Raw genomic sequence first — 19904 nt, 5'->3', positions numbered from 1 at the left:
GAGCAGCTCAATCAGCTGCTGCAAGAACTCTCGAACGGCAAGAGCGTCAAACCCTTAAGTCTGCGCCTGCCAGCGCTGGACAGCCTGGCCCAGGCGCTCGCGCGCCAACCCAGGCGCAAACCCGAGCCGGCGCCGGAGAATGGCCTGGTCCAGGCGCCCGCCGGCGACCACGTTGCGACGGCATCCGCCCGGCCGGCCGAATCGGCCGACCCACGTTTCCAAGATACCGACATTCTCGATATCGACATCCTCGACGAAGACCAGGACCTCCTGGGATTGGAGCAAGCCCCCGCCATGACCAGCATCGAACAGATCGCTCCCCCTCTGCCCGCCAGCATTTTCCGCGCCTATGACATCCGCGGCGTGGTCGGCGACACCCTCACCACAGAGACCGCCTACTGGGTAGGTCGCGCCATCGGGTCCGAGAGCCTGGCCCGTGGCGAACCCAACGTTTCCGTAGGCCGCGACGGTCGCCTGTCCGGCCCCGAACTGGTCCAGGCGCTGATCCAGGGCCTGATGGACTGCGGCTGCCAGGTCACCGACGTCGGCATGGTGCCGACTCCGGCGCTCTACTATGCCGCCAACGTACTGGCCGGCAAATCCGGCGTGATGCTCACCGGCAGCCACAACCCGCCGGACTACAACGGCTTCAAGATCATGGTGGCCGGCGAAACCCTGGCCAACGAGCAGATCACCGCCCTGCATACCCGCATCCAGAACAACGATCTGGCCAGTGGCGTCGGCAGCATTGAAGCGATCGACGTGCTGGACCGTTACTTCCGTGAAATCCGTGACGACATCGCCCTGGCCAAGCCCATGCGCGTCGTCGTCGACTGCGGCAACGGCGTAGCCGGCGTGATCGCCCCGCAATTGATCGAGGCCCTGGGCTGCACCGTGATCCCGCTGTTCTGCGACGTCGACGGCACCTTCCCGAACCACCACCCGGACCCGGGCAAGCCGGAGAACCTGGAAGACCTGATCGCCAAGGTGAAGGAAGAGAAAGCCGACCTGGGCCTGGCCTTCGACGGCGACGGCGACCGCGTTGGCGTGGTGACAAACGAAGGCACCATCATCTACCCGGACCGCCTGCTGATGCTGTTCGCCAAGGACGTGGTATCGCGCAATCCGGGCGCCGACATCATTTTCGACGTCAAGTGCACCCGCCGCCTGACCTCTCTCATCAGCGGTTATGGCGGCCGTCCGGTGATGTGGAAAACCGGCCACTCGCTGATCAAGAAGAAGATGAAGGAAACCGGCGCCCTGCTGGCCGGCGAAATGAGCGGCCACATCTTCTTCAAGGAGCGCTGGTACGGCTTCGACGACGGCATCTACAGCGCCGCCCGTCTGCTGGAAATCCTCAGTCAGGACAAGCGTGATGCGGAACATGTGTTCTCGGCCTTCCCGAAAGACGTCTCCACTCCGGAAATCAACATCACCGTCACCGATGAGACCAAGTTCCTCCTGATCGAGCGCCTGCAACGCGAGGCCAATTGGGGCGAAGCCAACCTCACCACCCTCGATGGCGTGCGTGTCGATTATCCGAAGGGCTGGGGCCTGTGCCGCGCCTCCAACACGACTCCCGTGCTGGTGCTGCGCTTCGAGGCCGACACCGAGGAAGAGCTGGAACGCATCAAGCAGGTGTTCCGCAGCCAGCTCACCCTCATCGCCCCTGAACTCAACCTGCCGTTCTGATCTGTTTCACTGGAGCCCAGCATGACCCTCAGCCTTGACGCTGCTTCCCACGTCGCCCAGGTCCTGTCCGAAGCGCTGCCTTATATCCGCCGCTTCGTCGGCAAGACCCTGGTGGTCAAGTACGGCGGCAACGCCATGGAGAGCGACGAGCTGAAGGCCAGCTTCGCCCGCGACGTGGTGCTGATGAAGGCTGTCGGCATCAACCCCGTGGTAGTGCACGGCGGTGGCCCGCAGATCGGTGACCTGCTCAAGCGCCTGTCCATCGAAAGCCACTTCGTCGACGGCATGCGCGTGACCGACGCCCAGACCATGGATGTAGTGGAGATGGTTCTCGGCGGCCAGGTGAACAAGGACATCGTCAACCTGATCAACCGCCACGGCGGCAGTGCCATCGGCCTGACCGGCAAGGACGCCGAGCTGATCCGCGCGAAGAAGCTCACCGTCACCCGCCAGACCCCGGAGATGACCCAGCCAGAGATCATCGACATCGGCCACGTGGGTGAGGTTGCCAGCGTCAATACCGACCTGCTGAACATGCTGGTACAAGGTGACTTCATCCCGGTGATCGCACCGATCGGTGTCGGCGCCAACGGCGAGTCGTACAACATCAACGCCGACCTGGTAGCCGGCAAGGTGGCCGAGGCGCTGAAGGCCGAGAAGCTGATGCTTCTGACCAACATCGCCGGCCTGATGGACAAGCAGGGCCAGGTGCTCACTGGCCTTTCCACCGAGCAGGTCAACGACCTGATCGCCGATGGCACCATCTACGGCGGCATGCTGCCGAAGATCCGCTGCGCCCTGGACGCGGTGCAGGGCGGCGTGAATGCCGCGCACATCATCGACGGTCGTGTGCCCCACGCGGTGCTGCTGGAGATCTTCACCGACAGCGGCGTCGGCACCCTGATCACCAACCGCAAGCGTCACTGAGCGGAGCGAAACCCAGGCAGGCCGGAGTGATCCGGCCTGTTTTATTCAAGGAGCAGGAAATGGCCAGACTGTCCCGCGACGACTTCAGCTACTTCCACGCCTTGCGCGTGCGCTGGGCCGAAGTCGACCCGCAAGGCATCGTCTTCAATGGCAACTACCTGACCTACGCCGATGTCGCCATCACCGAGTATTTCCGAAGCCTGGAAGTGGCCTACCCAGCCGACCTGCTGAAGGACGGCGGCGACTTCTTCGCAGTGAAGACATTGCTCGAGTACCTGGCGCCAGCGCGCTTCGACGACCTGCTGGATATCGGTGTGCGGGTTAGTCGTCTGGGCGGCGCGAGCATGGCCTTCGAGCTGGGCATCTGGCGTGGAAACGATCAACTCACCTCGGGCGAGGTGGTCTACGTGCATGCCGACGCCGACAATCGCAGAAGTCTGCGGCTGCCGGACTGGCTGAGGGAACGGGTGCGGGGTTTCGAGCGGATCGCACCGACCGATTGAGGCAGGTCAGCGAACTCCGCCGAGTAGCTCGGCCAGGCGCGCACGATCAGCTGCGAAAGCAGCCTTGGCGGCTTCGCGGCTTTTCTCGTATCGAGCGATATCCTTGTCTAGCCCTTTCTGCTGGTCGCGCAGGTTGTTGATCTGCTCCACGAGGTGCGCCGGCACTTCACGTCCAGCCCGCTCGCTTTCCGCCGCCTGGCTCTGAAGGTTGGCCTGCTGGGTGCGCAACGACTGCTGGTTGCCTCGGGCGACGCCGATCAGCCCGTCCAGCTCAGCCAACTTGCGAACCAGAGCGCGGTCAACATCCTCAACGCTGGTATACAGACGCAGCAACTGGGCATCGGAGCTGGCCCGGGCCTTGGCGTCCAGCTGACGCTGCATTTCCTCACGGCTGGGCGCAGGCGGAATCACGCGAATGACCCTGCCCTGCTCGTTGAGCACCTCGTAACCCTTGCCGATGTATTCCGGTGGTACGCCCTGGCGATCAAGAACGGTCACGCCCTTGTCGTCGACATAGCGATACAGCTCCGCCGCGCCGGCCAGAGCCGGCAGCAGCAGAAACAGCACCACGCTGTAGCGGAATGCAGGCGACGTCAGCATGAGGACTCCCAGCCCCGAATGGTCAGATTCCGAAGTTGGCGCGATAGGCTTCCACGGCGGGCAGGTGCTTCTTCAACTCCGCGTCACCGGCCAGGTATTCCAGTACCTGCTCCAGGGACACGATGCTGACCACCGGGATGCCGAAGTCGCGCTCTACTTCCTGTATAGCTGAGAGTTCACCCTGGCCACGCTCCTGACGGTTCAGCGCGATCAACACACCGGCCGCCTGGGCATTCTGCGCCTGGATGATCTGCATCACCTCGCGAATCGCGGTGCCGGCGGTAATGACGTCATCAATGATCAGCACGCGACCGGCAAGCGGCGCACCGACCAGGGTGCCGCCTTCGCCGTGGTCCTTGGCTTCCTTGCGGTTGAAACACCACGGGATGTCGATCTGATGATGCTCGGCCAGTGACACGGCAGTCGCCGCTGCCAATGGGATGCCCTTGTAGGCCGGACCGAACAGCACATCGAAAGGAATGCCGCTGTCCACCACGGCGGCCGCATAGAATCGGCCGAGCTGGGCAAGAGCCAGGCCACTGTTGAACAGGCCGGCATTGAAGAAATAGGGGCTGGTACGCCCGGATTTGAGAGTGAACTCACCGAAACGCAGAACTCCGCGCTCGATGGCAAAGCGAATGAAATCGCGCTGGTACGCCTGCATGAAAAGCCTCGGACGGCACGGATTTAGCTAAAAAGAAAGAGCTCGGGTATCATACACGCACGTGTTTTTGGGGGCCATTTATGCGGATCATCAGTGTGAACGTGAATGGTATTCAAGCGGCAGCCGAGCGAGGTCTCCTCAGCTGGCTGCAAGCTCAGAATGCCGACGTGATCTGCCTGCAAGACACACGTGCCTCCGCCTTCGACCTGGACGACCCTGCCTTCCAACTGGATGGTTATTTCCTCTACGCCGGCGATGCCGAAGTGCCTGCCCAAGGTGGCGTGGCGCTCTATTCGCGGTTGCAACCCAAGGCGGTTATCTGGGGACTCGGCTTCGAGTCCTGCGATCGGTACGGACGCTATCTGCAGGCTGATTTCGACAAAGTGAGCATCGCCACCCTGCTGCTGCCTTCCGGGCAAGGCGGGGACGAGAATCTGAACCATAAGTTCAAGTTCATGGACGACCTCACCCATTACCTGAACAAGCAGCGCCGCAAGCGTCGCGAATACATCTACTGCGGCTCGCTCTACGTCGCCCACCAGAAGCTGGATGTTAAGAACTGGCGCGATTGCCAGCAGATCCCCGGCTTCCTGGCGCCCGAGCGTGCATGGATGGACGAAGTGTTCGGCAACATGGGTTATGTCGATGCTCTACGTGAGGTCAGCCGCGAAGGCGACCAGTTCAGCTGGTGGCCGGACAGCGAGCAGGCCGAGATGCTCAACCTCGGCTGGCGCTTCGACTACCAGGTGCTGACGCCGGGTCTGCGCCGCTTCGTGCGTAGCGCCAAGCTGCCGCGCCAACCGCGCTTCTCGCAGCACGCACCGCTGATTGTCGACTACGACTGGTTGCTGAGCGTGTGATCCAGGCAGAAAAAAGCCGGCTTTCGAGCCGGCTTTTTCTTGTCCGCAATTCGGCCTATTTCACCAGTCGCCAGCAGAAGGGGTAGCGGTATGCCTGACCTTCGTTGGCCTTGATCCCGGCGATGATCGTGAGCACCAGCGCACCGATACTCACCAGCCCGAGCAGCGGGAAGCCGATCACCACCAGCATCAGCAGGAAACACAGTACGACAGCCAGCGCCACGGTGATCTGGAAATTCAGCGCTTCCTTGCCCTGGGCGTCGACGAAGGGATCGAGGTCCTTCTTGATCTGCCAGACGATCAGTGGCCCCAGCAGATTGCCAAAGGGAAACACCAGGCCGAGGAATGCGGAGAAATGGCAGAACATCGCCCATTGCCGCACTTCCCTGTTCGGCTCCTGATATTGAGTAGGTTCGTCCATTCCCACGTCTCCTCGTGCGGATGTGCCGTCAGTCGGCCAGCGCGGCGCGCTGCAGCTCGAACAGCTCGTTCAGACCCTGGCGCGCCAGGTCGAGCATGGCCGTCAGCTCTTCCGGCTGGAAGGGCGCACCTTCGGCGGTGCCCTGCACTTCGATGAAGCCACCGGCATCGGTCATGACTACGTTCAGGTCAGTTTCGGCAGCTGCGTCTTCCAGGTAGTCCAGGTCCAGAACCGGCTCACCTTGGTAGATGCCCACGGAAACGGCGGCAACCATCTGCTTCAGCGGCTCGCCTTTCAGGGCGCCACGCTTCTTCAGCACCTTCAGCGCATCAACCAGGGCCACCATGGCACCGGTGATGGAAGCGGTGCGGGTGCCACCGTCGGCCTGAATCACATCGCAATCCAGGTAGATGGTGTTCTCGCCCAGCTTGGTCATGTCCAGCGCCGCGCGCAGCGAGCGGCCGATGAGCCGTTGGATCTCCAGGGTGCGGCCACCCTGCTTGCCACGACTGGCCTCGCGCTGGTTACGCTCGCCAGTGGCGCGCGGCAACATGCCGTATTCGGCAGTCAGCCAGCCCTGACCCTGCCCCTTGAGGAAGCGCGGCACGCCGGACTCGACGCTGGCCGTGCAGATCACCTTGGTATCCCCGAACTCCACCAGTACAGAGCCTTCGGCGTGCTTGGTGTAGTTGCGGGTGATGCGGATCGGACGCAGCTGTTCGGCCGCGCGGCCACTGGGACGTTTCATTCGGGCTTACCTGTTCGGGAGAAATCTGCCCGCCATTATAGAGGCCCCGGGGCATGGGGGACATCGCCACGTTGGGAGGCGCAAGCCGCCTGGGCTACAATCGCCTCCTTTGATCGTCGAAACCGAGAGGAAACCCCATGGTGCACAGCATGACCGCCTTCGCACGCGTTGAACGGGCCGGCTCCCACGGCACCCTGAGCTGGGAACTGCGCTCGGTCAACCACCGTTATCTCGAACCCCACCTGCGTCTGCCGGAATCCTTCCGTGACCTCGAAGGCCCCGTGCGCGACGCCCTGCGCCAGGGCCTGTCGCGCGGCAAGGTTGAATGCACTCTGCGCCTGGCAGAAGAAAGCACTGGCAAGCCGCTGCAGGTGGATCGCGAGCGCGCCGGCCAGCTGATCAAGGCCGCCGAAAGCGTTGCCGCGCTGATCCAGCAACCCGCACCGCTCAACCCCCTGGAAGTCCTCGCCTGGCCGGGCGTACTGGTGGCCGATGCTGAGGACCCGCAGGCGCTCAATGCAGCCGCCATGGAAGCCTTCTCCCAGGCGCTTGACGAGCTGAAGAAAGGCCGTGCCCGTGAAGGTGCCGAGCTGGCTCGCCTGCTCAATGACCGCCTGGATGCCATGCAGGAAGACGTCACAGCCCTACGCGCCCTGGTCCCGCAGATGCTCGCAGCACAGAGACAGAAGATCCTCGATCGCTTCTCCGAAATGAAGGCAGAGCTCGATCCGCAACGATTGGAGCAGGAGATGGTCCTACTGGCGCAGAAGAGTGACGTCGCCGAAGAACTGGACCGCCTCGGCACCCACATCAGCGAAGTCCGCCGCGTGCTCAAGGCTGGCGGCGCCGCCGGCCGCCGCCTGGACTTCCTGATGCAGGAACTCAACCGTGAAGCCAATACCCTGGGCTCCAAGGCCTTCGACCCGCGCAGTACTCAGGCTGCGGTCAACCTCAAGGTGTTGATCGAGCAGATGCGCGAACAAGTCCAGAATATCGAGTAAGAGACCGCCCCCATGACCGCCACTCCCGGCACCCTGTACATCGTTTCCGCCCCCTCCGGCGCCGGCAAGACCAGCCTGGTCAAGGCGTTGATCGACGCCGAACCCAATATCCGCGTTTCGGTTTCCCACACCACCCGCGGCATGCGCCCGGGCGAGGTGGACAGCGTCAACTACAACTTCGTGAGCCGCGAAGAGTTCGTGCAGATGCTCGAGCACGGCGACTTCCTGGAACACGCTGAAGTCTTCGGCAATCTCTACGGTACCTCCCAGCGCTGGGTCCAGCAGACCCTGGCCGAAGGCCATGACCTGATTCTCGAGATCGACTGGCAAGGCGCCCAGCAGGTCCGTCGCCTGATGCCCCTGGCCAAGTCCATATTCATCCTGCCGCCAAGCCAGGAAGCCCTGCGCCAGCGCCTCGACAACCGCGGCCAGGACAGCGAAGAGATCATCGAGCGCCGCATGCGCGAGGCCGTCAGCGAGATGAGCCACTACGTCGAGTACGACTACCTGGTGATCAACGACGATTTCGCCATAGCCCTGGAAGACCTCAAGTCCATCTTCCGTGCGAACCAGCTGCGCCACGACTCGCAACAAGTCCGCCACGGCGCCCTGCTGGCCCGCCTGCTCGACTAGCTGCACGACTCTCTATCGCTTTCATAGCTAGCCCCCGCGTCGGTCCTGAGCCACACTCCACCCGCAAAGCGCCGAAAATCGGCGCTTCCCTAATTGCTGGCGATTTTTTAGACTATTCAGTCCGCTCGCCCAATTGGGCACAGCATCAGCCATTCATTTCGTGCTACGAGGAACACCATGGCCCGCGTTACCGTTGAAGATTGCCTGGACAATGTCGACAACCGCTTCGAGCTGGTCATGCTCGCTACCAAGCGTTCCCGTCAGCTGGCCACCGGCGGCAAAGAGCCGAAGGTAGCCTGGGAAAATGACAAGCCGACCGTAGTCGCCCTGCGCGAAATCGCTGCCGGCCTGGTCGACTATGAAGTCGTCGCCCAGGAAGACATCGTTGAAGAAGAGCCGCTGTTCGCCGCATTCGAGGACGAGGCCAACGAGGCCCTCTGAATCCATGCCTGGTCGACGTCGCACGGCGCAGGGTCATGAAGGTCGGCAAGGAGAGACATCTTGCCGAGCATAGACGCCCTCGCCGATCGACTTTCGACCTATCTCGGCGCCGACCAGGTCAACCTGGTGCGCCGAGCCTACTTTTACGCAGAGCAAGCCCACGACGGCCAGCGCCGCCGCAGCGGTGAAGCCTACGTCACTCATCCGCTTGCCGTAGCAAGCATCCTCGCCGACATGCACATGGACCATCAAAGCCTGATGGCCGCGATGCTGCATGACGTGATCGAGGACACCGGCATCGCCAAGGAAGCCCTTTGCGCGCAATTCGGCGAGACCGTCGCCGAGCTGGTGGATGGGGTCAGCAAGCTGACCCAGATGAATTTCGAGTCCAAGGCCGAAGCCCAGGCCGAAAACTTCCAGAAGATGGCCATGGCCATGGCGCGCGATATCCGCGTGATCCTGGTCAAGCTGGCCGACCGCCTGCACAACATGCGCACGCTGGAAGTGCTATCCGGTGAGAAGCGCCGGCGCATTGCCAAGGAAACCCTGGAAATCTACGCCCCCATCGCCAACCGGCTGGGTATGCACAGCATGCGCGTGGAGTTCGAGGACCTCGGTTTCAAGGCCATGCACCCGATGCGCTCGGAGCGCATTCGCGCGGCGGTGCGGCGCGCCCGCGGCAACCGCAAGGAAATCGTCAACAAGATCGAGGAGTCGCTGACCAACTGCCTGCGCCGCGAAGGCATGGAAGGCGAGGTCATCGGCCGCGAGAAACATCTCTACAGCATCTACAAGAAGATGCGCGGCAAGCGCCGGGCGTTCAACGAGATCATGGACGTCTACGCCTTCCGCATCATCGTCGACAAGGTCGACACCTGCTATCGCGTGCTCGGCGCCGTGCACAACCTGTACAAGCCGCTGCCGGGGCGTTTCAAGGACTACATCGCGATTCCCAAGGCCAACGGCTACCAGTCGCTGCATACCACCCTGTTCGGCATGCACGGCGTGCCCATCGAAATCCAGATCCGCACCCGTGAAATGGAAGAGATGGCCAACAACGGCATCGCCGCCCACTGGCTGTACAAGTCCACCGAGGACGACCAGCCCAAGGGCACCCATGCCAGGGCACGCCAGTGGGTCAAGGGCATCCTGGAACTGCAGCAACGCGCCGGTAACTCACTCGAATTCATCGAGAGCGTGAAGATCGACCTCTTCCCCGACGAGGTCTACGTGTTCACGCCCAAGGGCCGCATCATGGAGTTGCCGAAAGGCTCCACCGCGGTCGACTTCGCCTACGCGGTGCATACCGACGTCGGCAACACCTGCATCGCCTGCCGCATCAATCGCCGCCTGGCGCCCCTCTCGGAACCGCTACAGAGCGGCGAGACAGTGGAAATCGTCACGGCGCCCGGCGCGCGACCGAATCCGGCCTGGCTCAACTTCGTCGTGACCGGCAAGGCACGTACTCACATTCGCCACGCCCTCAAGCAGCAGCGTCGCTCCGAATCCATCAGCCTCGGCGAACGCCTGTTGAACAAGGCTCTGGCCGGTTTCGAGAGCCATCTGGACAAGATCAGCCCCGAACGCGTCCAGGCTGTCCTCGGCGAGTACCGCCTGGACGTGATCGAAGACCTGCTGGAAGACGTCGGCCTCGGCAACCGCATGGCCTACGTAGTCGCCCGCCGCCTGCTGGCCAGCGACGGCGAACAGCTGCCGAACCCCGAGGGGCCGCTGGCAATCCGCGGCACCGAGGGCCTGGTGCTGAGCTATGCCAAGTGCTGCACGCCGATTCCGGGCGACCCCATCGTCGGCCACCTTTCCGCCGGCAAGGGCATGGTGGTGCACCTTGAGAACTGCAAGAACATCAGCGAAATCCGACACAACCCGGAGAAATGCATCCAGCTGTCGTGGGCCAAGGACGTTGCCGGCGAATTCAACGTCGAGCTGCGCGTCGAGCTGGAGCACCAGCGCGGCCTGATCGCCCTGCTGGCCAGCAGTGTCAATGCCGCCGACGGCAATATCGAGAAGATCAGCATGGACGAGCGCGATGGCCGCATCAGCGTGGTCCAGCTGGTGGTCAGCGTGCACGACCGCGTGCACCTGGCCCGAGTGATCAAGAAGCTGCGCGCGCTCAAGGGGGTGATCCGCATCACCCGCGTGCGGGCGTAGCTGATCCCAAGAGCCCAAAGGAGTTCTCATGAGCAAGACCGTCATCAGCAGCGACAAGGCCCCTGCCGCCATCGGCACTTACTCTCAGGCCATCAAGGCCGGCAACACCGTCTACATGTCCGGCCAGATCCCGCTGGACCCGAAAACCATGGAGCTGGTCGAAGGCTTCGAAGCCCAGACCGTGCAGGTCTTCGAGAACCTGAAAGCCGTGGCCGAAGCCGCGGGCGGTTCCTTCAAGGACATCGTCAAACTGAACATCTTCCTGACCGACCTGTCCCACTTCGCCAAGGTCAATGAAGTCATGGGTCGTTACTTCGAGCAGCCCTACCCGGCTCGCGCCGCCATTGGCGTAGCTGCGCTGCCGCGCGGCTCCCAGGTGGAAATGGACGCCATCCTGGTCCTCGAATAAGTTACCTCTGCCACGGGCCGCTCGGTCCGTGGCATCGTTCCGGAAGGAATCCGTCATGCGTCACACCCTCCCCCTGCTGCTCTGTGCGGCCATTCTTGGCGGCTGCTCCAGCACGTCATCAGACCCGAGCGGCATCTGGATCAACCAGGCGGCCATCAATGCCGCAGCCAAAGAGGGCAAGTTACGCGAGTCCCTGCTCGCCTATGGCCCGAACCTGGAGTGGCAGATCGACCAGAAATCCGGCGAGGCCCACTACAGCAATGGCTTCGAACTGGGTGAAGGGCGCCTCGCGGCCCAGGAAGATGACGGCTGGCGAGTGGACTTCTACGGCGACTACCACGAAGAACTTGAAGTGGACGGCAAGGAACTGGTGCAGAAAGCCAGCGATAACCTCCCCGAACAACGCTTCGTCCATCCGGACCAGAATCCTGCCGAAGGGGCACCGCTTGGCAGCGCATTCGAGCACGCGCTCTACTCCGCCTATCTCGGCGGAACCTGGAAAATCGTCGAAGGGCAAGGCCAGGGCGGCCTGGTCAAGTTCAATCCTGATGGCAGCCTGGAAGGCCTCCCGGGCGCTGATCGCTATGCCCTCTGCCTCGCTGGCGACTGCGCCGCGATGAGCGGCGAGAACGACAGCATCTGGCTACAGAACGGCAAACAGGGTGCGGCCTGGATCTTCGTCCACGATGGTGATGAGCTGGAAATCCTCGAAGCGCGTAACCGTGCGCATATCGACGAGATGCCAGAGTACGCCCCCGGCAAGCGTGCCTGGCTGCTGGAGCGCGACTGAACCGTAGCGAAGCCCAACGAACACATATTGGGCTTCGCTCCACTTAGCGCCAACCTATACGCCACCCATCACCCCGATCGCCAGCCATCCCCCCAGCGCCAGCAACAACGCGCCGCAAAACCTATCCAGCGCCCGGACCCGGAGTTGCAGCCAACTACGCCAGCGCGGGTGGTCCAGCAATCGCACCAGCGCCATATCCCAGAACAGCACCACCACTGTCATCCAGCCCATGCTCATGACCAGCCCCCAGCCGGGCATAGCCGCATTGCGCAGCACACCGAACAGTCCGGCATAGAAGAGCGGCAGCTTGGGATTGAGACTGCTGGCCAGCAGCCCCTCGAAAAATCCGAGCCGCCACGATCCATGCCCACCCGCCTTGGCCTGCGGCAGTTCCAGCTCACGGGTCGCCAGCAGCGCCTGGGTGCCGATCCAGATGAAATAGCCACCGCCAACCAGTTGCAGCACCTGCCAGAACGTCCCGTTCGAAGCGGGCAACAGGCTGAGGGCCAGCAAGACCAGCAGCATGCTCAGCAAATTGGCCAGCGCGATGCCCGCCGCAGCACCATCCGCGTGGCGCAGGCCATTGACCAGTCCGGCCCGCAGCAACAGGAAGAAATCGGGCCCTGGCGACAGCAGGGCAGCGAAGTGGGTACTGGCGACCAGCAGGAACAACGCGAGCATGGCTTCGAGCCTCCGTGAAGTGCTGCGGACAGTGTCGAAGTCCGTGGCTCAAGCGGTCTTGGAGAAAACTCAGAGTCTGATCACGGTTTCGCGAGCTAGAGCCATGCAAGGCGAAAGCAGGCGAGGAAGCGGGCCGGGCTCGCACGCTAGTTTACGAGTTGTAAATGAACACTCCGGGCCTGCTTTTAACGCGGCATGGTCGACGCGCAGCAGATCGTGAACAGGCTCTCAGGTACGCGCGGCTCGGCGGAACTGCCCCGGCGTCACGCCGGTGAAGCGTTTGAATGTACCGGAGAAGTGGGCCTGATCGTAAAAACCCAGGGACAGCGCCACCTCCAGTGGCGGCTGATTGCTCAAAAGCAGGCGCTTGGCCTCGCGCACCCGGCGTTGCAGCAGGTAGGTGTGCGGCGGTACACCGTAGGCACGACGAAATGCGTCGATCAGATGACGCGGATGTCGCTGCACCAGCCCGGCCAGTTGCTCGAGGCTCACGGCCTCAGCGTAGTGAGCCTCCAGGTAGTCGCGCAGGAAATTCGTCACACCGCCATCCCGGGATGCGGGTGCCGCCGCACGCAGGCCGCCGTGGCGGACGAACACCAGTTCAAGCACATCCAGCAATTCGCTCTCCAGCGCCAGCGCATCGCCACGCTCGAACTCCGCCGCCAAGCGCGCCAGTCCGGCCGCCACCTGCCCGTCATCGGCCGGATTCAACTCGCGAAACCCATCGGGCAAGCGCTTGCGCCCGAGCAGGGTCGGCAGGCGCGACTCTTCGACGTAGAGCATGCGATAGATCAGCCGCTCGGATTCTGCATGCCCGGTGTGGGGCTCTTCGGGGTTCATCAGCGACAGAGTGCCCGCCGGCAGCGCATGGCGTTCACCCCGGCACTGATAGCCGCCTACGCCATGCAGGATGGCGCCAATGGCGAAGGCGTCGTGGCTGTGACGGCCAAAGGGCTGCCCGGAGAAATCCGCATGAAACAACTCCACCCCCGGTAACCAGGGGCGAGCCAGCATGCGGTTGGCATCCATGTTCAGGCTCCGCTGAGGATCGCCCCGTAGCCTTCGCGGTAGCTCGGGTAACGCGGCGTCCAGCCCAGGGCTCGGGCGCGGGCGTTGCTGCAGCGCTTGCTGCCGGAGCGGCGTACTGTCGACTCGTCGGCCCACTCCGTCACGCCCATCCGCTCGCGCAACCAACCCACAACCTCGTGCAACGGAGCCGGCGTATCGTCGACACCGATATAAAAATCGTCCAGCGCCACACCGTCGGCATCAGCCTTGAGCAGATGAGCCAGCAAGCCGGCGCAATCGTCAGCGTGGATACGGTTTGCATAGAGCGGCGGCTCGCTGACCACGCGATAGCCCATGCGCACTTGCTTGAGCAGCCACTCGCGTCCAGGACCGTAGATACCCGTCAGGCGCACACAGGTAGCGGGAATGCCGCTGCCCAGGACGAGGCGCTCGGCCTCCAGCATGACCTGGCCGGAATAACCCTCGGCCTCGGCCGGGGAAGTCTCGTCGATCCACTCGCCGTCTCGCTGACCATAAACCCCGCTGCTGGAGACAAACAGAACGCGCCGCGGCACCTGGCCGTGCTGAGCCAACCACGCGAGCACGTGGCGAAGGCCTTCGACGTAGGCCAAGCGGTAGCCGGCCTCATCGTGCTGGTTGGCCGCCGCGCTGTAGACCAGATAGTCCAGGGTCCCCTGGGGCCAGCCCGTCGGACAGTCGGCCCGCTCGAGGTCGCCAGCTACCGGCAACACACCCGCTGGCAACGCCGAAACCTGGCGGCGAAGGCCATGGATAGTCCAGCCGGCCTGCAACATCTCGGTAGCCAGGCGGCTGCCAATATCGCCGCAGCCGGCGATCAGGAGGGAAGCGGACATCGGGAAAACTCCGAAAAAGTCCTCAGGATAGGGCCATGGCAGGCAATCGCCAATCACTCACGGCACGCCTTCGAATCGCCAAACGGCAATGTGATCGATAAATAGTCACTTCTACAAACAAGAATTACTTGCAATAATGCGAACCCTTCGGTCCAGGCTGCTACCTCAATGCCGTTGGACGAAATCGCTTCCTTTCCTTCAGGTCCGGCCAGCATGAAATCCAACGCTCGCAACGTACAGCCCAACATTGCCTCCCGCCCACCTCGCCTGCTGGCAGCCCTGCTGATCAGCATGATGCTGGTACCCAGCGCCTCCTTTGCCGAGGAGCCGGCCGCCGCGAGCCAGCCCGCCGCTGCCCAGGCCAATGCTACCAACACCGCCGCCACCCCGGCCGCCGGCGGCACCGCAGTGCAGGCCGACGCTGCCGCCCTGGACCCGAACGCCATTCCGACCGACCCGCTGGCAGCCGGGGCGGAAGGCGAGCTGACGCTAGCCCACGACCTGTCCCCCTGGGGCATGTACCAGAACGCCGATATCGTGGTGAAGGCCGTGATGATTGGACTGGCTCTGGCCTCCGTCCTGACCTGGACCGTGTGGATCGCCAAGGGCTTCGAGCTGCTCGCCGCCAAGCGCCGCCTGCGCCGTGAACTGGGCACCCTGAAATCCGCCCGCACCCTGAACGAAGCCGGACAGAAGGTCAGCAACGGCACCTGCATCTCCCACCAGCTGGTGCAGGACGCCCAGGAAGAGGTGAAGCTCTCCAGCAACACCCGCGAGAAAGAAGGCATCAAGGAACGCGTCAGCTTCCGCCTCGAGCGCCTGGTCGCCGCCAGCGGTCGTCAGATGAGCCAGGGTACCGGCGTGCTCGCTACCATCGGCTCCACCGCACCCTTCGTCGGCCTGTTCGGCACCGTCTGGGGCATCATGAACAGCTTCATCGGCATCGCCAAATCCCAGACCACCAACCTCGCCGTGGTCGCCCCCGGTATCGCCGAAGCGCTGTTGGCCACGGCCCTTGGTCTCGTCGCGGCGATCCCGGCGGTAGTCATCTACAACGTCTTCGCTCGCTCCATCGCCGGTTACAAGGCGCAGGTGTCCGACGCGTCGGCCCAGGTCCTGCTGCTGGTCAGCCGCGACCTCGACCATCACACGGCCGAGCGTGGCCAGTCTCCGCAAATGGTGAAAGTAGGCTGAGTCATGGGAATCCATCTGAACGATGGGGGCGATGATCTCCAGGAAACCCACGAGATCAACGTCACCCCCTTCATCGACGTAATGCTGGTGCTGCTCATCATCTTCATGGTGGCGGCCCCCCTGGCGACGGTCGACATCAAGGTCGACCTGCCCGCCTCCACCGCCAAGCCCGCGCCCAGGCCGGACAAGCCGATCTACCTCAGCATCAAGGAAGACAAGAGCCTATACCTGGACAACGAGCAGGTCACCGAAGAGCAACTGGCCAGCGTGCTGGACAAGCTGACCAAGGCTGACAAGGAGAAGACCATCTTCGTGCGCGGCGACAAGGTCGTCGAATACGGTCGCCTGATGGAAGTCATGGATGCCCTGCGCAACGCCGGCTACCTGAAGATCGGCCTGGTCGGACTCGAGACGGTCGGGACTAAATGAGCCAAGGCAAACGCAAGCTGTCGCAATGGGGCGTCAGCCTGGTCGTCGTGCTCGGCCTGCACATCGGCCTCGGCCTCTGGGCGCTCTACTGGCGCCCTCACGCCGAGCCGATCGAGCTGCCGCCGGCGGCCATGATGGTGGAGCTGGAGCCGCTGCCGGCTCCAGCTCCGTTGCCGGCGCCACCGCCCCAGGTCGAGCCCGAACCCGAACCGCTGCCCAAACTGGTGGAAGTGCCTAAGCCGAAGATCGCCATCGCGCCCAAGCCGAAACCCAAGCCCAAGCCGCCGAGGCCGAAACCGCCGGAGCCCAAGCCTGAGAAGCCGCAGGAAACCGAGAGCGTGAAGGAAAGCGTCGCCGCGCCGACCACGACCCCGAGCGACACCAAGCCCGCTGCACAGCAGCAGGCCGCTTCCAGCGCACCTTCGGACGCCAAGCCGACCTGGCAAAGCAAGCTGCTGGCGCACCTGGCTCGCTATAAGCGTTACCCGGACGATGCCCGCCGCCGCGGCTTCGAAGGGGTCAACCGCCTGCGCTTCGTGGTCGATAGTGAAGGCAAAGTGACCTCCTACACCCTGGTCGGCAAGTCCGGTAGCGCTTCGCTGGACCGTGCCACCCTGGAGATGATCCGTCGCGCCCAGCCGCTGCCCCCGCCCCCGCCGGAGCTGCTCAACAACGGCTCCCTCGAAGTGGTCGCGCCCTTCGTCTACTCGCTGGACCGCCGCTGACTCCCAAGCGCCTGCGCACCTCGCGCAGGCGCTTGGTTCCATTGACTCCAGCCGCTATGCTTGCCGGACCTCAATGGATAAATGCTATGACCCTCACCGAACTGCGCTACATCGTCACCCTCGCCCAGGAACAGCACTTCGGCCGTGCCGCCGAGCGCTGCCATGTGAGCCAGCCGACCCTGTCGGTCGGGGTGAAGAAACTGGAGGACGAGCTCGGCGTGCTCATCTTCGAGCGCAGCAAGAGCGCAGTGCGCCTGACCCCGGTCGGCGAGGGCATCGTTACCCAGGCACAGAAGGTGCTGGAGCAGGCGCAGGGCATCCGCGAGATGGCCCAGGCCGGCAAGAACCAGCTCGCCGCGCCGCTCAAGGTTGGCGCCATCTACACCGTTGGCCCCTACCTCTTTCCGCATCTGATTCCGCAGCTGCACCGGGTCGCCCCGCAGATGCCGCTGTACATCGAAGAGAACTTCACCCACATCCTGCGTGACAAGCTGCGCACTGGTGAGCTCGACGCGATCATCATCGCCCTGCCGTTCGTCGAAGCCGATGTGCTGACCAAGCCGCTCTACGATGAACCCTTCTACGTGCTACTGCCGTTCGGGCACCCCTGGACCGAGCGCGAATCCATCGACAGCGAGATGCTCAACGACAAGAGCCTGTTGCTGCTGGGCGAAGGCCATTGCTTCCGCGACCAGGTGCTGGAAGCCTGCCCGAGCCTGCGCAAGGGTGGTGAAGACAGCGCCAAGCACACCACGGTGGAATCCAGCTCCCTGGAGACCATCCGTCACATGGTTGCTTCCGGCCTCGGCGTATCGATCCTGCCGTTCTCGGCGGTGGACAGCCATCACTATGCCCCCGGCGTCATCGAGATCCGCCCGCTGACACCGCCCGTGCCCTTCCGCACGGTGGCCATCGCCTGGCGTGCCAGCTTCCCGCGCCCGCGCGCCATCGAAGTGCTGGCGGACTCGATCCGCCTTTGCTCCGTGGCTCACCCGAAAACCCAGGGCGAACCGCAGCCGGCATGACCGAGCTGGCGCAAGTCCCGGTCACCGCGCTCAAGGGCGTAGGTGCCGCCCTGGCGGAAAAACTCGCCAAGGTCGGCCTGGAAAACCTGCAGGACATCCTTTTCCACCTGCCCACCCGCTACCAGGACCGAACCCGCATCACCCCGATTGGCGAGCTGCGCCCGGGCCAGGATGCGGTAGTGGAAGGCATTGTCGGCGGTGCGGACGTCGTCATGGGCCGCCGCCGCAGCCTGCTGGTACGCCTGCAAGATGGCAGCGGCACCCTCTCCTTGCGCTTCTTCCACTTCAGCCAGGCGCAGAAGGAAGGTCTCAAGCGCGGCACCCAGTTGCGCTGCTATGGCGAAGTCCGCCCCGGCGCCACAGGACTGGAGATCTACCACCCGGAGTACCGCGCCCTTAGCGGCGACGAGGCGCCGCCGGTGGAGCAGACCCTGACTCCGATCTACCCGACTACCGAAGGCCTGACCCAACAGCGCCTGCGCAGCCTCAGCCAGCTCGCCCTGGCCCGCCTCGGCCCACACAGCCTGCCGGACTGGCTGCCCAAGGAACTGGCGCGCGATTACCACCTGGGCTCGCTGGACGAGGCCATCCGTTACCTGCACCGCCCGCCGCCGGACGCCGACCTGGAAGAACTCGCCGAGGGCCAGCACTGGGCGCAGCAACGCCTGGCCTTCGAGGAACTGCTGACCCATCAGCTGTCCCTGCAACGCCTTCGCGAGAGCCTGCGTGCCCAGCACGCGCCGCCATTGCCGCCGGCGCGCAAACTGCCCGCGCAATACCTTTCCAACCTCGGCTTCCAGCCCACCGGCGCCCAGCAGCGCGTTGGCGCCGAGATCGCCTACGACCTGGCCCAGCAAGAACCCATGCTGCGCCTCGTGCAGGGCGACGTCGGCGCCGGCAAGACGGTGGTCGCCGCCCTGGCCGCATTGCAGGCCCTGGAGGCCGGCTATCAGGTGGCACTGATGGCGCCCACGGAAATCCTCGCCGAACAGCACTACGTCAACTTCACCAAGTGGCTGCAACCGCTCGGCATCGAAGTCGCCTGGCTGGCCGGCAAGCTCAAGGGCAAGGCCCGCGCCGCCGCGCTCGAGCAAATCGCTGGCGGTACACCGATGGTGGTCGGCACCCACGCACTGTTCCAGGATGAGGTGAAGTTCAAGCGCCTGGCCCTGGTGATCATCGACGAGCAGCACCGCTTCGGCGTCCAGCAGCGCCTGGCCCTGCGCCAGAAAGGCGTGGACGGGCGCCTCTGCCCGCACCAGCTGATCATGACCGCCACGCCGATCCCGCGAACGCTGGCGATGAGCGCCTACGCCGACCTGGACACCTCCATCCTCGACGAACTGCCTCCCGGCCGTACCCCGGTGAACACCGTGCTGGTGGCCGATAGTCGCCGTATCGAAGTGATCGAGCGGGTCCGTGCGGCGTGCCACGAAGGGCGCCAGGCCTATTGGGTCTGCACCCTGATCGAAGAATCCGAAGAGCTGACCTGCCAGGCAGCGGAGACGACTTTCGAAGAGCTTTCCTCGGCCCTTGGCGAACTTCGCGTAGGCCTGATCCACGGACGCATGAAGCCCGCTGAGAAGGCCGCGGTGATGGCCGAATTCAAGGCCGGCGCCCTGCAACTGCTGGTGGCCACCACCGTGATCGAGGTGGGCGTGGATGTGCCCAACGCCAGCCTGATGATCATCGAGAACCCCGAGCGGCTTGGCCTTGCCCAATTGCACCAGCTGCGCGGCCGCGTTGGTCGGGGCAGTGCCGCCAGCCACTGCGTGCTGCTCTATCACGCGCCACTGTCACAGCTCGGCCGTGAACGCCTGGCGATCATGCGTGAGACCTGCGACGGCTTCGTCATTGCAGAGAAGGACCTGGAGTTGCGCGGCCCCGGCGAAATGCTCGGCACCCGCCAGACCGGCCTGCTGCAGTTCAAGGTGGCCGACCTCATGCGTGATGCCGATCTGTTGCCCGCCGTACGCGACGCGGCCCAGGCCCTGCTGGCCCATTGGCCTCAGCATGTCAGTCCACTATTGGAGCGCTGGTTGCGTCACGGCCAACAGTACGGCCAAGTGTGATGCAGTTCACAGCTCAATCGTCGCCTCGCCCCGACCT

The 19904-nt window shown here is 63.9% G+C and carries 22 protein-coding genes; 15 read left to right on the top strand and 7 right to left on the bottom strand.

All coding sequences use genetic code 11. From position 1 onward, the window contains the following. The first annotated feature begins 294 nt into the window (after positions 1–294). From algC to E8E75_RS23940, 3 genes are read left to right on the top strand one after another with little or no spacing between them, the layout of a single operon-like run. Positions 295–1692 carry a phosphomannomutase/phosphoglucomutase gene (gene algC, locus E8E75_RS23950; RefSeq protein WP_218569252.1) on the top strand — a complete coding sequence of 466 codons (1398 nt, stop codon included), beginning with the start codon at positions 295–297 and terminating at the stop codon, positions 1690–1692. A 21-nt stretch (positions 1693–1713) separates the two neighbouring features. After that, positions 1714–2619, top strand: coding sequence for an acetylglutamate kinase (argB, locus tag E8E75_RS23945; RefSeq protein ID WP_120653938.1), 906 nt, complete (start codon positions 1714–1716; stop codon positions 2617–2619). Between the two features lie 59 nt (positions 2620–2678). Continuing rightward, positions 2679–3122, top strand: coding sequence for a thioesterase family protein (locus E8E75_RS23940; protein ID WP_120653937.1), 444 nt, complete (start codon positions 2679–2681; stop codon positions 3120–3122). 6 nt (positions 3123–3128) lie between these two features. On the opposite strand, the gene E8E75_RS23935 is transcribed toward E8E75_RS23940, so the two are convergent. Together E8E75_RS23935 and pyrE are read right to left on the bottom strand one after the other, a co-directional pair. After that, positions 3129–3722 (bottom strand): DUF4124 domain-containing protein, encoded by a 594-nt coding sequence (locus E8E75_RS23935; RefSeq protein ID WP_120653936.1) that lies wholly within the window; start codon positions 3720–3722, stop codon positions 3129–3131. A gap of 22 nt (positions 3723–3744) precedes the next feature. Further along, positions 3745–4386 (bottom strand): orotate phosphoribosyltransferase, encoded by a 642-nt coding sequence (gene pyrE, locus E8E75_RS23930; protein ID WP_028626896.1) that lies wholly within the window; start codon positions 4384–4386, stop codon positions 3745–3747. 80 nt (positions 4387–4466) lie between these two features. On the opposite strand from pyrE, the gene E8E75_RS23925 reads away from it, so the two are divergent. Beyond that, on the top strand, positions 4467–5246 hold the full coding sequence (locus E8E75_RS23925) for an exodeoxyribonuclease III (protein WP_069086259.1): 780 nt from the start codon (positions 4467–4469) through the stop codon (positions 5244–5246). A 55-nt stretch (positions 5247–5301) separates the two neighbouring features. On the opposite strand, the gene E8E75_RS23920 is transcribed toward E8E75_RS23925, so the two are convergent. Then, a complete protein-coding gene (locus tag E8E75_RS23920; protein WP_028626898.1) occupies positions 5302–5667 on the bottom strand; it encodes a DUF4870 domain-containing protein in 366 nt (121 codons plus the stop codon). Positions 5668–5695: 28 nt separating this feature from the next. Further along, a complete protein-coding gene (rph, locus tag E8E75_RS23915) occupies positions 5696–6415 on the bottom strand; it encodes a ribonuclease PH (RefSeq protein WP_120653934.1) in 720 nt (239 codons plus the stop codon). A gap of 137 nt (positions 6416–6552) precedes the next feature. Between rph and E8E75_RS23910 the strand changes: the two genes are divergently transcribed. From E8E75_RS23910 to E8E75_RS23885, 6 genes are all read left to right on the top strand, one after another. Next, entirely contained in the window at positions 6553–7416 is an 864-nt protein-coding gene (locus E8E75_RS23910; RefSeq protein ID WP_120653933.1) for a YicC/YloC family endoribonuclease, read from the top strand. 12 nt (positions 7417–7428) lie between these two features. Further along, a complete protein-coding gene (gene gmk / locus E8E75_RS23905) occupies positions 7429–8049 on the top strand; it encodes a guanylate kinase (RefSeq protein WP_153919095.1) in 621 nt (206 codons plus the stop codon). A gap of 177 nt (positions 8050–8226) precedes the next feature. After that, positions 8227–8490, top strand: coding sequence for a DNA-directed RNA polymerase subunit omega (rpoZ, locus tag E8E75_RS23900; RefSeq protein ID WP_120653931.1), 264 nt, complete (start codon positions 8227–8229; stop codon positions 8488–8490). Positions 8491–8550: 60 nt separating this feature from the next. Then, positions 8551–10659: a bifunctional GTP diphosphokinase/guanosine-3',5'-bis pyrophosphate 3'-pyrophosphohydrolase gene (gene spoT, locus E8E75_RS23895; RefSeq protein ID WP_120653930.1), complete on the top strand. Its 2109-nt coding sequence runs from the start codon at positions 8551–8553 to the stop codon at positions 10657–10659. A 28-nt stretch (positions 10660–10687) separates the two neighbouring features. After that, positions 10688–11068 (top strand): RidA family protein, encoded by a 381-nt coding sequence (locus E8E75_RS23890; protein ID WP_077524919.1) that lies wholly within the window; start codon positions 10688–10690, stop codon positions 11066–11068. Between the two features lie 55 nt (positions 11069–11123). Further along, the gene (locus E8E75_RS23885; protein WP_153919099.1) at positions 11124–11858 is read left to right on the top strand and encodes a hypothetical protein; all 735 of its coding nucleotides are present in this window, start codon (positions 11124–11126) and stop codon (positions 11856–11858) included. Positions 11859–11912: 54 nt separating this feature from the next. Here E8E75_RS23885 and E8E75_RS23880 read toward each other — a convergent pair whose 3' ends face one another. The 3 genes from E8E75_RS23880 to E8E75_RS23870 form a co-directional block, all read right to left on the bottom strand. Beyond that, on the bottom strand, positions 11913–12539 hold the full coding sequence (locus E8E75_RS23880; protein ID WP_120653928.1) for a LysE family translocator: 627 nt from the start codon (positions 12537–12539) through the stop codon (positions 11913–11915). Positions 12540–12767: 228 nt separating this feature from the next. Continuing rightward, the gene (locus tag E8E75_RS23875) at positions 12768–13568 is read right to left on the bottom strand and encodes an AraC family transcriptional regulator (protein WP_153919104.1); all 801 of its coding nucleotides are present in this window, start codon (positions 13566–13568) and stop codon (positions 12768–12770) included. Between the two features lie 2 nt (positions 13569–13570). Next, a complete protein-coding gene (locus tag E8E75_RS23870) occupies positions 13571–14422 on the bottom strand; it encodes an NAD-dependent epimerase/dehydratase family protein (RefSeq protein WP_153919107.1) in 852 nt (283 codons plus the stop codon). A gap of 213 nt (positions 14423–14635) precedes the next feature. Here E8E75_RS23870 and exbB point away from each other — a divergent pair, with 213 nt between their 5' ends. The 5 genes from exbB to recG all read left to right on the top strand — a co-directional run bounded on the left by exbB (position 14636) and on the right by recG (position 19867). Further along, positions 14636–15616: a tonB-system energizer ExbB gene (gene exbB, locus E8E75_RS23865; RefSeq protein WP_153919110.1), complete on the top strand. Its 981-nt coding sequence runs from the start codon at positions 14636–14638 to the stop codon at positions 15614–15616. Positions 15617–15619: 3 nt separating this feature from the next. Continuing rightward, positions 15620–16045 carry a TonB system transport protein ExbD gene (exbD, locus tag E8E75_RS23860; protein ID WP_120653925.1) on the top strand — a complete coding sequence of 142 codons (426 nt, stop codon included), beginning with the start codon at positions 15620–15622 and terminating at the stop codon, positions 16043–16045. Beyond that, the gene (locus E8E75_RS23855) at positions 16042–16770 is read left to right on the top strand and encodes an energy transducer TonB (RefSeq protein WP_153919113.1); all 729 of its coding nucleotides are present in this window, start codon (positions 16042–16044) and stop codon (positions 16768–16770) included. The genes exbD and E8E75_RS23855 overlap by 4 nt, the downstream gene beginning before the upstream one ends. Positions 16771–16856: 86 nt before the next feature. Continuing rightward, positions 16857–17795 (top strand): hydrogen peroxide-inducible genes activator, encoded by a 939-nt coding sequence (locus tag E8E75_RS23850; protein WP_153919116.1) that lies wholly within the window; start codon positions 16857–16859, stop codon positions 17793–17795. Beyond that, positions 17792–19867 (top strand): ATP-dependent DNA helicase RecG, encoded by a 2076-nt coding sequence (gene recG, locus E8E75_RS23845; protein WP_153919119.1) that lies wholly within the window; start codon positions 17792–17794, stop codon positions 19865–19867. Before E8E75_RS23850 ends, recG begins: the two co-directional genes overlap by 4 nt. Positions 19868–19904: the final 37 nt, after the last annotated feature.

This window comes from Pseudomonas sp. BN606 (assembly GCF_029873115.1).
Lineage (GTDB): Bacteria > Pseudomonadota > Gammaproteobacteria > Pseudomonadales > Pseudomonadaceae > Metapseudomonas.
This window is presented reverse-complemented; position numbering and strand designations above follow the sequence as displayed.